Origin of the sequence: Mycolicibacterium diernhoferi, from assembly GCF_019456655.1 — a bacterium.
Lineage (GTDB): Bacteria > Actinomycetota > Actinomycetes > Mycobacteriales > Mycobacteriaceae > Mycobacterium > Mycobacterium diernhoferi.
Genome location: NZ_CP080332.1, coordinates 2074733 through 2087283 on the forward strand (window position 1 = coordinate 2074733; position 12551 = coordinate 2087283).

Annotated in this window: 12 protein-coding genes; 3 read left to right on the forward strand and 9 right to left on the reverse strand. The window is 69.0% G+C overall.

From position 1 onward, the window contains the following. The first annotated feature begins 61 nt into the window (after positions 1-61). A complete protein-coding gene (locus K0O62_RS09730; RefSeq protein WP_097933758.1) occupies positions 62-1648 on the forward strand; it encodes an HNH endonuclease signature motif containing protein in 1587 nt (528 codons plus the stop codon). 66 nt (positions 1649-1714) lie between these two features. Next, positions 1715-2902 carry a CaiB/BaiF CoA transferase family protein gene (locus K0O62_RS09735; RefSeq protein ID WP_073855813.1) on the forward strand — a complete coding sequence of 396 codons (1188 nt, stop codon included), beginning with the start codon at positions 1715-1717 and terminating at the stop codon, positions 2900-2902. Here the strand turns inward: K0O62_RS09735 and K0O62_RS09740 are convergent. The 3 genes from K0O62_RS09740 to K0O62_RS09750 are packed head-to-tail and all read right to left on the reverse strand — an operon-like array spanning position 2899 to position 5062. After that, positions 2899-3408 carry a nuclear transport factor 2 family protein gene (locus K0O62_RS09740; protein WP_073855814.1) on the reverse strand — a complete coding sequence of 170 codons (510 nt, stop codon included), beginning with the start codon at positions 3406-3408 and terminating at the stop codon, positions 2899-2901. The genes K0O62_RS09735 and K0O62_RS09740 overlap by 4 nt on opposite strands. Then, the gene (locus K0O62_RS09745) at positions 3405-4232 is read right to left on the reverse strand and encodes a TIGR03619 family F420-dependent LLM class oxidoreductase (protein ID WP_073855815.1); all 828 of its coding nucleotides are present in this window, start codon (positions 4230-4232) and stop codon (positions 3405-3407) included. Before K0O62_RS09745 ends, K0O62_RS09740 begins: the two co-directional genes overlap by 4 nt. After that, positions 4229-5062: an SDR family NAD(P)-dependent oxidoreductase gene (locus K0O62_RS09750; RefSeq protein WP_073855816.1), complete on the reverse strand. Its 834-nt coding sequence runs from the start codon at positions 5060-5062 to the stop codon at positions 4229-4231. Before K0O62_RS09750 ends, K0O62_RS09745 begins: the two co-directional genes overlap by 4 nt. A 67-nt stretch (positions 5063-5129) precedes the next feature. Between K0O62_RS09750 and K0O62_RS09755 the strand changes: the two genes are divergently transcribed. Next, positions 5130-5747 carry a TetR/AcrR family transcriptional regulator gene (locus K0O62_RS09755; RefSeq protein WP_073855817.1) on the forward strand — a complete coding sequence of 206 codons (618 nt, stop codon included), beginning with the start codon at positions 5130-5132 and terminating at the stop codon, positions 5745-5747. Here the strand turns inward: K0O62_RS09755 and K0O62_RS09760 are convergent. The 6 genes from K0O62_RS09760 to K0O62_RS09780 are packed head-to-tail and all read right to left on the reverse strand — an operon-like array spanning position 5738 to position 12478. Then, on the reverse strand, positions 5738-7198 hold the full coding sequence (locus K0O62_RS09760) for a class I adenylate-forming enzyme family protein (RefSeq protein WP_073855818.1): 1461 nt from the start codon (positions 7196-7198) through the stop codon (positions 5738-5740). The genes K0O62_RS09755 and K0O62_RS09760 overlap by 10 nt on opposite strands. Continuing rightward, on the reverse strand, positions 7191-8666 hold the full coding sequence (locus K0O62_RS09765) for a class I adenylate-forming enzyme family protein (RefSeq protein ID WP_372512823.1): 1476 nt from the start codon (positions 8664-8666) through the stop codon (positions 7191-7193). The genes K0O62_RS09760 and K0O62_RS09765 overlap by 8 nt, the downstream gene beginning before the upstream one ends. Next, on the reverse strand, positions 8641-10098 hold the full coding sequence (locus K0O62_RS28630; RefSeq protein ID WP_073855819.1) for a class I adenylate-forming enzyme family protein: 1458 nt from the start codon (positions 10096-10098) through the stop codon (positions 8641-8643). The genes K0O62_RS09765 and K0O62_RS28630 overlap by 26 nt, the downstream gene beginning before the upstream one ends. Continuing rightward, a complete protein-coding gene (locus K0O62_RS09770) occupies positions 10098-10871 on the reverse strand; it encodes an enoyl-CoA hydratase/isomerase family protein (protein WP_073855820.1) in 774 nt (257 codons plus the stop codon). Before K0O62_RS09770 ends, K0O62_RS28630 begins: the two co-directional genes overlap by 1 nt. Positions 10872-10873: 2 nt before the next feature. Continuing rightward, positions 10874-11674 carry an enoyl-CoA hydratase/isomerase family protein gene (locus K0O62_RS09775; protein WP_073855821.1) on the reverse strand — a complete coding sequence of 267 codons (801 nt, stop codon included), beginning with the start codon at positions 11672-11674 and terminating at the stop codon, positions 10874-10876. 9 nt (positions 11675-11683) lie between these two features. Further along, a complete protein-coding gene (locus tag K0O62_RS09780; protein ID WP_073855822.1) occupies positions 11684-12478 on the reverse strand; it encodes an enoyl-CoA hydratase/isomerase family protein in 795 nt (264 codons plus the stop codon). Positions 12479-12551 lie beyond the last annotated feature (73 nt).

Here is a 12551-nt window from a genome sequence, read left to right on the forward strand (position 1 = left end):
CTTCAGTCCCATGAGTCACGCAGCGGTCGATTTTGTCGGTGGTCGCACGTATGTTCGAGTCATGAAGTCGGACGCGGTGGCCAGTCGGGAGACGGTGCGGCATGCACTCTCCGATCACGCCGCGTCCACCAAAGCCTTGCTGGATGCTGACTTCACCGTGTTCGACACCGCGGAGTTGTTGGCCATCCAGTCCGAGCGCGAACTGCGGGCGCGCGCGGACGAGATGATCGGGCACCGGATCCAGGCCGCGCTGATGGATCGGGCCACCGCGCATGAGATCGGCGGGAAGTCCTGGGTGGATGTGCTGGCGAGCCGGATGCGGATCAGTCGTGCCGAGGCCGCCCGCCGGGTCGCCGCGGCGGAGGTCCTGGGTCCCCGGCATGCCCTGAGCGGTGAGGTGTTGGAGCCGGTGTTGCCGGCCTGTGCCGCCGCGTTGGCCGACGGATCGATCTGTGCGGCACACATCAAGGTGGTCCGGGCGACAATGAAGACCGCGTGCGGCCGGATGAGTGGTACCGAGTTGGCGGACTTGGAGGTGTCGCTGGTCGCCGCGGCCAAGACCACGACCCCGGAAACCCTGGAAAAGGCCGCCGAACGGGTGCTCTACAAACTCAACCAGGACGGCCATGGCCCCGATGTCGCGCGGCATAAGCGGGGCATCACCCTGGGCCCGCAGGATGCCGACGGGCTGGTGCGGATCACCGGTTGGGTCGATGCCGAGCTGGCCGCGTATCTGGGCACCGCGCAAGAGGTGTGGGGCCGGCCCGGGGTCAACAACCCCGATGATGCTGAGCCCCAGCTCAATCCGGACCCCAACCCGCTCGAAGACGAACCCGCGCCGCAGTGCGACCCGGTAAGTGAAGAACCCGTGGATGCTGAGTACGACGAAGGCCTCACGGGCCCGGAGGATGAAGCCGACTTCGCGGGAGCCGAGGCCGAAGAGGAACCGACGGCACCGTCCCCGGCAGGGCCTTCTGAACCCGGCCACCCCGCCGATTTCGGTGCCCTGGCCGATCTGGCCGCCGGTGATACCCGCACCCGGGCCCAACGTTTGCACGATGCCTTCAAGGCGATCCTGCGTGATGCCCTGATGGCCAAGAGCCTCGGCCAACACAACGGCATCCCGGTCACCGTCGTGGTCTCCACGACGTTGGCGGAATTGGAGGCAGGCGCCGGGATCGCGGTCACCGGGACCGGCACGCTGATGCCCATGCCGGATCTGATCCGCCTCGCCGAACAGGCGTATCACTACCTGGTGGTGTACCGAAAACACACCGCCGAACCGCTCTACCTCGGGCGCACCAAACGCCTGGCCAGCAAGGCCCAACGCCTACTGCTCTACAACCGCGACCGGGGTTGCACCCGGCCCGGCTGCACCAAAGCCGCGTGTCAGTGCCAGGCCCATCACGCCGAACCCAGCTGGAACAACGGCGGACTCACCGACGCCCCCACCCTGGCCCTGGGCTGCGGCCCCGACAACCGGCTCGCCGAAATGGGCTGGACCACCAGCATCGACCACGACACCGGGCGCACCCACTGGCACCCGCCACCGTTGATGGACACCGGCGGTGACACCCTCAACCACCACTTCCACCCCGAAGAACTCCTCCCACCGGGCGGGGACCCGGATGGGGAAGCCGGCCCGTGAGCGGAGTTGCATCCCCGCCATACTGTAATACTTACAGTGGAATATTCGACGACGATGGGTCCAGGCATGCCAGGCGTTCTCGACGGGATACGGGTGCTCGACTACGGGCGGTTCATCGCCGCGCCCTGGTGCAGTGCCATCCTGGCCGATATGGGTGCCGATGTGCTGCGGGTGGAGAAACGCGAGGGCGGCGAAGACCGCTGGGTGCAGGCCGTCACCGAGGGTGGTGAGGGCGGGACCTTCCTGCAGTGCAACCGCAACAAGCGATCGCTGACCCTGGACTCCACCACGGCCGAGGGCGCCGAGATCACCCGCAGGCTGGTTGCGGGCGCCGATATCGTCGTCGCCAACATGCCGGCGGCCGGGATGCGCGCCAACGGACTGGATTACGAGACCCTCAAGGCCGTCAAACCGGATATCATCCTGGCCAGCGCCACCGCCTACGGGGAGGGCGGCCCCTACAGCGACAAGATCGGCTTCGACGGCGCCGGGCAGGTGATGTCGGGTGCGGTGTACCGGCAGGGTCTGCCGGATCAACCGATCCGAACGGTGGTGCCCTACGCGGATTTCGGGACCGCGCTCACCCTCACGATCGGCGTCATGATGGCGTTGTATCACCGCGACCGCAGCGGGGAGGGCCAGCACGTCGAAGGGGCGCTGCTGCCCACCGCGCTGATGCTGTCCAACGCGTTCCTCATCGAACGCGAACTGCTGCAGACCGACAAGCCGCGGATGGGGAACCAGGGTGCCTCGGTGGCGCCGTGCGATCTGTACCGCACCGCCGACGACCAGTGGGTGTTGCTGCAGGTGGCCGGGCAGCCCATGTTCAAGCGCTGGTGCCGCCTGGTGGGGCGCGAAGAACTGTTCGACGACCCGCGGTTCGCCGACGACGACACCCGCTGGGCGAACGGTGACGTCCTGAACGACATCATGTCGCAGTGGTGTGCCGACAAGACCAAGGTCGAAGTGCTCGACCTGCTGGACAAGGCGAAAATGCCCGCCGCGCCGCTCTATTCGACACAGGACGTGCTCGACGACCCGCATGTTGCGGCGATGGGCTACCTGAAGCGGATCCCGTTCCCCGGCGCCCCGCGCGATGTGCCGATCATCGAGACACCGTTCCGGATGTCGGCCACCCCGGGGACGATCCGCCGCCGCGCTCCGTTGCTCGGCGAGCACACCGACGAGGTGCTCGCCGAGATCGGCTACGGCGCAGCCGAGGTCGAGGATCTGCGGGCGGCCGGCATCGTCTAGTCCAGGGGTGCCGCGGTCAACAGGGCGCGGGCCTCGAGGTTGCCGTCCAGTGCGCGGCTCACCCGGCGGGTGATCCGCCAACGCCCGTCGATCCGGCGCAGCGTGAAATGATTCGCTCCGGCACGCGCCACCACCCACCGGTCCTCACGGCGCCGCACCAACAGTGACTCGCACACCGCGTAGGCGTCGTCACCCTGCACGTTCACCTGAGCGGGTCCCAGGAAATGCGCTGCGCCACCGGCGATCAGGTTCTGGTGGGCGTCGGAGGCCACCATGGAGTGCACATCGGCGCGGCTACGCATGCTCCAACCCTCGACGTGGTAGCTGCCGTCCTCGCTCCACAGTGCGGCGACCTCGTCGGGGGAGCCGGCGTCGACCAACGGACCGTAGGAGGCGATCAACTGTGTGATCGCCACCTGATCGGAGAGCGCGCGCACCTGTTGTTCGAGCGCGGGCAGGCGGGTCTCCAGGGTGGCGTCATCGGGGGTCGCGTCGTGGGAAGTCATAGCGGATGTCCGATCTCGTGTAGGGCGCTGAGCTGTTCGCGGTAATGATCGGGATTATCGGCGCGCACGACGCAGGTGACCAGAGTGGCGCCGGCATCGCGCAACCGTTCCAGTTGGCTGCGGGTGCCGGCCGGGTCGCCAAGTGGGTCGCAGGCCCGTCCGGTGGACAGCACGACGTCGAAGCCGGGCGGTGCGGGATGTCGCGCCAGATACCCGGCGATGGTGTCGGGGGAGAGTCCGAACGGCATCCATCCGTTGCCCAGTGCGACGGCCCGGCGCAGGGAGCGCAGGGTACGCCCGCCCACCCAGACAGTGAGATCGGTTGAGGTGGCGTGTGGTTCGATGGCCAACCCGTCGACGACGGCTTGCCCCCACGCGGCCCGCAGCCGCCGCAGTGCGGCATCCGCCTCGGCGCCGCGGCCGGCCCATTCGGCGCCCAGCAGGTCGAACTCCTCACGCAACGAGCCGACTCCCACGCCCAGAATCGTCCGCCCGCCGCTGAGCCGGTCCAGCGTCCCGTAACTCTTCGCCAACGCGACAGGGTGGTGGTAGCCCAGCACCAGCACCGACGTGGCCAACCGGATGCGTCGGGTGTGCGCGGCCAGAAAGGACAAGGTGGCCAGCGGATCCCAGTACACCGAGCCGCGGGTGTCGGCGGCCTGCGCCGGGATGCCGACATGCTCGGAACAGGTCAGGTATTCAAACCCGAGATCGTCGGCGGCCGCCGCGATCGCCGCCAGTTCCGCCGGCCCGGCGTCGCGCTCCCACGGGGAGGCGATGCCCGGCTGCTGAATGACCACCGGGGTGGACAGCCCCAACCTCATCGGTCCGACGCCTGCCCGATCAACTTCCGCATCACCTCGTCGGTGCGCAGGATGGTTGCGGCGCGGTCCGGGTCACCGTGGGCCAGTGCCACGTTCGCATGCTTGGCGACCACGTGCACCGGGCCGTGCCCGAGCGCGGCGAGACCTTCCCTGGCGACCTCCTCGGGTTCGGAGACCGCCATCCCCGGAACATCGAAGTTCAGGCCGACGCGCTCCATGGCCGGGGTCCGGGTGACGCCGAGGACGAGTTCGAGCACATCGACATCGTGATCCCGCAGTTCCAGCCACAGGCCTTCGGTAAAGATCCGGCCGAAGGCCTTGACCCCGCCGTAGACGGTGTGCCGGTTGGAACCCAGATAGCCGGCCACCGAGCCGACCAGCAGGATGCCGCCCCTGCGCCGGCTTCGCATCGCGGCGCCGAAGTGATGGACCAGGGCCAGCGGTGTGGTGACGTTCAGGTCGATGACCTTCCCGAAGGCGGCCAGGTCGCCATCGAGGAACTGGGCGCTGTGGGTGTTGGCACCGGCATTGTGGATGAGCAGGCCCACCTCGACATCGGACACCGCATCGGCGACGGTGTCGGCCGACGACGGGTCGGACAGGTCGGTGCTCAGGGTGCGGACCTGCACGCCGAACTCGCGGCAGCGCCGCGCTGTCTCCTCCAACGGCCCGGTCTTGCGCGCCACCAGCAGCAGATGCATTCCCGCGGCGGCCAACTGCCGGGCGAATGCCGCGCCGACACCCTCGGAGCCGCCGGTGATGACGGCCCACGGTCCGTACTTCGTGGTGTCGAATGCGGGGCCGTCGGGCTGGGTACCTTCGTCGCTCATGGCTCTGTTGTAGCATCCTTTCCGGCAATATTTAGAATTAATTCTAGTTTTGTGAGGATCGGTCCCCATGCCGCGCATCGGTACACCCCGTGAGCCGGGGTACGCATCGACACCCCGACAACTGGCCCGTAACGCCGCGATCCTGGACGCGGCGCGCCGGCTGGGGGAGCGGCATGGGCTGGAGCGGGTGCAGATGTCCGATGTCGCCGCGCACGCGGGGGTGGCGCTGGGCACGCTGTACCGGTACTACCCGTCCAAGCACCATCTGTTCGCCGCGGCGCTGACGTCATCGATCGCGGCGCTGCCCGAACCCACGGCCGGGTCGGCCGATTCAGTCGGGGCGGCCCCGGCCGATCCGGTGGCGGCCGTTCGCGACTTCCTCGGCACCGCGGCCGGCAATCTGCTGGCCGAACCGCAGCTGGCCCGGGCGATGCTGGTGTCGGTCAACGTCATCAGGTCCGCCGCCGATACCCCCGCCGATCCGGTGATGCCGCAGCGCATCCTGTCGATCGCCGGAATCGATGCACCTTCTGAGGAGGACCGCCGTCTGGTCCGGATGGTGGAGCAGTGCATGTACGGCATCCTGACCTGGGCGACGGCCGGGCAGCTGGATGCCGCCGCGGCCGTCGCCGACGTGCGCTACGCCTGTGAGCTGCTATTGGCGCCGTGGCGGATTCAGGGCTGAGCCGCCAGTAACGCCCGCAACGCGGTGTTGTCGACCTTGCCGGTCGCCCCGCGCGGGATCGCCTCATCGTCGTCGAGCAGCAGCCACCGGGTCGGCACCTTGAACGCGCTCAGCACCCTGCGCGCGGCGGCACGCAGCTCCTCGACGCGCAACGTGCCGATGACCGCGGCGCCCACCTGATTATGCTGCCCGGCAGGCACATTGGTGACGAATGCGGCCCGCACCCCGCCGATGGTGCGCAGTGCACGCTCCACCTCGCCGGGGTAGACGGTGGCGCCGCTGACCTTGAACATGTCGTCGGCGCGGCCGCGGTAGAACAGGAACCCATCCGCGTCCAGATAGCCCAGATCGCCGGTGGGGTAGAAGCCGTCGGGGGTGAAGACCTCTTCGCGGCTGCGCCGGCAGATGCCACGCAGGATGTGCGGCCCGCGGATGTGGATCTGGCCGACCTCCCCGGCGGGCACCGGGCGTCCGGTCTCGACATCGGCGATGCGTACGTCCATGCCGGGGAAGGGCTTTCCGCAGCTTCCGTACGCGGATTCGGGCAGCTCGCGGTCGGCGGGATACCCACTGTAGGGGCCGAACGATTCCGTCATACCCAACAATGCGGCGCGGGCACCCGGCGCTGACCGCAAGGCCGCGGGCAGCAGCGCCTCCAGGCTGCCCACCTGGAGGTCGGGCAGGGTGCGTCCGCCCAGGTGCTTGGCCAGGGCGACGGCCTGATCCGGCCAACCGCGGAACAGCGTGACGCGCTCGCGGCGCAGCAGCTCCAGGGTCGACTGCGGTGACGGGATCGGTTCGGTCACCAGGGTCGCGCCGGCGAGTAGGGCGGTGAGGATCCCGGTCCCGAATCCACCCACCCAGAAGAACGGCAGCGGGAGATACAGCCGGGTGTCCTCGACGACGCGGCGCGCGGCCAGTCCGGAACGGGTCGCCGCCAGCGCATTGCCATGCGAATGCAGCACGCCCTTGGGGGCTCCGCTGCTCCCGGAGGTGAACATGATGACCAGCGGATCGGCGGGCCGGACCGGCGGTGCCGGCGCGTCCCCGCGCAAGGCCAGGATTTCGGCTGGGGTCCAGATCCGCCGCAGCGAGGGCACCGGCTCCGGGGCATAACGGCGGCCACGGAACTCCTCGACCGCGATCAGGTGCTGGACCGATGCGGTGCGTAACTGCGCGGTGAGTTCGGGTGTGGTGAGCAGCGTGCTCAGCGGAACGAGGACTGCCCCGATCCGGGTGGCGGCCAGTGCGATGCGCACCCAGTCCGCACAGTTCGGCATGATCAGACCGAGCCGGGTGCCCTTGCCTATTCCGGCATCGATCAGGCCGGACGCCAATTCTGCTGTGCTGCTGTCCAGTTCGGCGTAGCTGATGCTCATGTCCGGGTCGATCACCATCGGCCGGTCATCACCGGACCGGGAACGGAGCAGCGCATCGATCGTGTCAGTCATCGAAAAGCCCTGTCAGTGAGGGCAAATCGACCTTGCCGCTGGACAGCACCGGGATCTCGTCCGGGCGGCAGACCGCGAACCTGCGGGGCACCTTGTAGGCCGATAGGTCGGCGCGCAGCGCACGCCGTAGCGCGTCGGTGTCCACCGGCTCGTCGCTGACGATGACGGCGGCCACGACCTGACCGCGCTCGGCGTCCGGCAGGCCCGCCACGTGTGCGGTGAAACCCCGTGCGGCGATGGCCTTCACCACCTCCGCCGGGGTGACGTTGGCCCCGGCCGTCTTGATCATCGAGCCCGCCCGGGCCAGATAGTAGAAGTAGCCGTCCTCGTCCACCCGGACCAGGTCGCCGGTGTGGAACCAGCCGTCGGCGTCGAAACAGTCCTCCCTGGACCGCCCGTGATACCCCTGCATGACATACGGGCCGCGGATGCAGAGTTCCCCGGTGTCGAGCACCTTGGTCTCGAAACCCGGTGCCGGACGGCCGAAGCTGCCACGCCGGTGCTCGGGCTGGTCGGTCTCGTCCCCGTCGATCAGCAGCACGCTGCCGGCCTCGGTCATGCCCAGCATGCTGTGCCGCAACTCCGGATCGGCCGGGCGGGCCTCGGGCGCCATGATCGGGTACAGGTTGCCGCGCCGCAGCGAGGACAGGTCGCGGTCACCGAAACCGGGGTGCCGGGGCAGATGGGCGATGCCGGCGGTGAAGCCGTTGGTGATGTTGGGCCGCACGGTCTCCAGCAGGTCCAGCGTGGCACCGGCATCGGTGGCGTTCGAACAGACGAGGGTGGACCCGGCCACGAGAGTGGCGAGCAGGCCGAATGCGAACCCGCCGATCCAGAAGAACGGTGAGTTGCAGAACAACACGTCCGGCGCTCCGAGTCCGCGGATGCGGTTGAGGTTGCGTTGGTGACCGAGCAGCCCGGCGTGGGTGTGCACCGCCCCCTTGGGTGGGCCGGTCGAGCCCGAGGTGTAGAGGATCGCCAATACGTCGGAGCCGTCCACATCGGCCTGTACGGGGTCCAGCTGTGCTGCGCCGACGGGCGCGCCCGGCGGATCGAACAGCAGGTGGCGCAGGCACGGTATGCCGGTGGTATCCGACAGCCGGGCCCGGTAGTCGTGGGTGCGGAAGGAGCGGGCCGACAACATGATCGACACATCGCTGTCCAGCAGCTGGGTGCGCAGCTCCGCGGTGGTGGCAAAGGTGGAGAACGGCACCACGACCGCGCCGATCCGGGCGGCGGCGAGCATGGCCACCACGAACTCCGGCCCGTTCGGGTAGAGCACCCCCACGTGGGTGTCCTTGCCGGCACCCAGGGCGAGCAGGCCGGCGGCGAGCTCCGCGGAACGCCGGTCCGCGTCACCATAGGACAGCGTCTGGTCATCGCAGATCAGCAGCGGGTGCCCGCCCCGGCCTGCGCGGGCGGCCAGCAGTGCGCCGACGGTGTCATCCACGATTGGCGAAGTGTTCACGGACGGCCCCCAGATCGGCCTTCCCCGAGGGTGTCCGCGGAATCGTCTCGACGATGGCGAGGTCGGTGGGGATCTCGTAGCGGGCCAGCCGGCCGGCCAGATAACCCAGCAGCTCGTCGGCGGTGGCCGACGCATCGGGACGCAACTCCACCATGGCTACCGGGGTTTCGCCGAGGCGCCGGTCGGCCCGGCCGATCACCGCCGCGCCGCGCACCGCGGCGTGGCTCTCCAGGGCGGTGCGGACATCGTCGGGCATCACCTTGAACCCGCCGCGGATGATGGCCTGATCGGCCCGTCCCAGGATCCACACGAAACCATCGGTGTCGATGCGGGCCAGGTCGGTGGTGCGGATCCAGCCTGATCCCGGATCCATCTGTGCCGGTTTGACTTCCAGCAGCCCCTGCTCATCGGGGCCGAGCACGGTGCCGTCCTCGTCCACCACCCGCAGCTGGGCGCCGGGATTGGCCCGGCCCACGCTGCCACGCTTGGCCTGCCAGTACTGCTGGTGATCGGCCAGCGTCCAGGAGGCCACGCCGCCGCCGAATTCGGTGGCGGCATACGAGGTCAGCACCGGGATACCGAACTTCTCGGTGAAGGCGTCGGCGTCCTCGGCGGACAGCGGGGCGGTGCCGGAGGTGACCGCCCGCACGCCGGCGAGGTCCTCGCGGGTCAGGTCGGAATGCAACACCATCCGCAGCGCCGCGGGCACCAGCGAGACCGCCCGCGGTTGGTGCTCGCGCACCGCGGCCGTCCACCGCTGCAGGTCGAACTTGGGCAGCAGCACGAACGGGCGGGCCTCGGCCAGGCACAGCAGCACCCGGAACACCCCGCCGACGTGCACCAGCGGGGAGTTCACGATGGCCACCCCGCGGCGCAGGTCGGTGGGCTCCTGCCAGGGTTCGCGGCCCATGACGCTGCGCGCCAGCATGTCGTAGGTGAGATCCACCCGCTTCGGCGGACCGGTGGTGCCGCTGGTCAGCATCCACACCGCGACACCGGGACGGGCCCCGCCATCGGTGTGGGCGTCGGTGACAGCTCCCACCACGACCTCGGGCGCGGTGTCCAGGTCGGAGAGGGTGACCACGGTGCCGGTGAACGCCGGGGGGAGCAGGTCGGCGATGTCGTCGGCCAGCCCGACGATGACCGGCAGCGCCAGGCTCGCGATATCGGCGCGGGTGCGGTCGTCCCCGCGGGACGGATTGAGGACCACGACGGTGCCGCCGGCCTCCAGCACCCCGAGCAGTGCCGCCACGTGCGGCGGGCTGTTGCGCAGCATGATGCCGACCCGGGTGCCCGCGGCGAGCGCACCGACGCGGCGGGCCGGCGTCGCGAGTTGACCCCAGCTCGACCACTGGCCGTCGAACTGCAGCGCGGGCGCCGACGGATCGAGGTCCAGCACGGTGCCGATACGTCGCGAAAGCGGATGTGTCATCAGCGGATCCGGTGCGGTGTCGCCGGCACCGGCCGGGCCGCGAGCTCCTTCTTGGCGATCGGATTGCCCACCCTGGTGTAGATCAGCCCCTGGTCCATCGCCGCACGGTAGGGCTTGTCGAGTGACTCCCACACCGCTTTCACGGTGCCCTGGGTGGCGGTCGGGGGCTTGTTGGCGATCGTTGCGGCGATCTCGTGGGCCCGGGTCCACAGTTCCTCGCGAGCCACCACCTCGGTGACCAGCCCGATCTGCAGCGCGGTCTCCGCGCCGACCCTTTCATCGTTGCCCATCAACGCCATCCGCAGGGTGTGCGCCAGGCCGACCCGGCGCATCAGCCCGATCGGTTCCAGCGCGGAGACCAGCCCGGAGGTGACATGGGAGTCGAAGAAGGTGGCCTCCGGTGAGCAGATCACCACATCGGATTCGTTGACGAAGTACAGCGCCCCGGCGGTGCAGATACCCTGCACCGCGCAGACCACCGGTTTCCACATCTTCTGCCATTTGGGGCTGAGCAGCTCGCCCGGATCCTCGTGGTTCCAGACGATCTCGGGCTGTCCGTAGCTGGATTTGATGTCGAGGCCGGCACTGAACGCACGGTCGCCGGCGGCGCACAGCACCGCCGCGTTGATGCCCTCGTCGTCCTTGATGGTGCGCCAGGCGTCGCGCATCTCGTGGCACATCTGCCGGTTGAACGTGTTCAGCGCCTCCGGCCGGTTCAGCGTGACGGTCGCGACCCGGCTGTCGTGGTCGAGGTCGAGCAGGATGGTTTCCATACCTACCGCGCCTGCCAGTTCGGCCGGCGCTTCTCCACGAAGGCCCGCGGTCCCTCCAGCGCATCCTCGGTGCGGGTGACGCGTTCGCGGAACGTCTCGGCGAGGATCTCACCCTCGTGCAGCGGCATGTCCAGTGTCTTGTGGATGGCCAGCCGGGTACCGCGAACGGCCAGCGGCGCATTGCGATTCACCGTATCGGCGATCTCGTGCGCGCGCTCCAGAAGCTTGTCGTGCTCCACGATCTCGGTGATCAGGCCGAGATCGTAGGCGCGCTGCACGGTCATCCGTTCGTGCTTGCCCATCAGCGCCATCCGCAGCGCCACCGACCGGGGCAGCGCCTTGGCCAGGCGCACCATCTCACGGGCGGCGACCAGGCCGATGCTGACATGCGGATCGAAGAAGGTGGCCGCCTCGGAGGCGATGACGATGTCGCCGGTGGTGACCCAGTCCAGCCCGGCGCCGCAGCAGATGCCGTTGACGGCCACGATGACCGGCTTGGTCATGCTGCGAAACGGCGGGGTGCCCTCCTGCGGCGCCTCCCACTGCTCATAGGTGGACAGGTAGGGCCGCTCGTTGATGACCTTGCCGTCGCCGGGGATCTCCTTGACGTCGGCGCCGGTGCAGAAGGCGCGCCCGGTGGCGGTGACGATCATCAGCCACACGTTGTCGTCGTCCTCGGCCTGCTGATAGGCCGCCCGTAACTCGGTGATCATGTGCGGGGACAACGCGTTGAGCGCGTCGGGCCGGTTCATCGTGATGGTGGCCTTGTGGCCGTCCACCTCATACTTGATGGTCTCGTACATGCTCACCTTTCAACGACCTGTGAAGTGCGGGTCGCGGCGTTCCCGGAACGCGGCCAGACCCTCTTTGAAATCTGCGGTGCGGCAGGAGAGTTCGAGGTTGGACAGCTCCTGGCTCATCGACTGCGACAAGGTGGCGTGCTGTCCGTAGCCGATCGCCTGCTTGGCCAGGCCGATCGCGACGGTGGGCCCGCCGGCCAGCCGGGCGAGCAACGCATCGACCGCCGCGTCCAATTCGTTGGCGGGCACCGCGCTGTGGATCAGCCCCCAGTCGGCGGCATCGGCTCCGCTGACCTTCTCGCCCAGCAGCAGCATCCGCTTGGCGCGGGCGACGCCGGCCAGCCGGGGGAGCAGCCAGGTGGAACCGGTGTCCGGGGTGAAGCCGCGGGACAGGAACGGCTCCCAGAAGGTGGCGCCGTCGTCGGCGATGGTGAAATCGGCGGCCAGCGCGAGGTTGCAGCCCAGGCCGACGGCCCAACCGCGGACCGTGGCGACCACCGGCAGCTGGATGGTGGCGACCAGCTCGATGATCCGGTTCGCCCCGTGCGGAATGCGCCGCACCAGGTCCCCGGTGCGGGGCCGTTCCCCGGGTGTGTTGGTGGCGACCCAGTCGGCCCCGGTGCAGAAGTGTTCACCGGCGCCGGTGATCGAGACGGCGCGCAGTGAGTCATCGCTGGCGGCGGCGGTGAGAAGACCGACGAGATCGTCGATCATCGCGTGGCTCAACGAGTTTCGCCGGTCGGGCCGGTCGAGGGTGATGCGCAGGACGGAGTCCGCGCGGGTGGTGGTCACCGAACCGTCGCTCACCTGGCACCCGGCCTTTCAATATCCATACAGTTGCCCATACAGTAGGCGATGCGGTTACTATCCTGTACAAGTT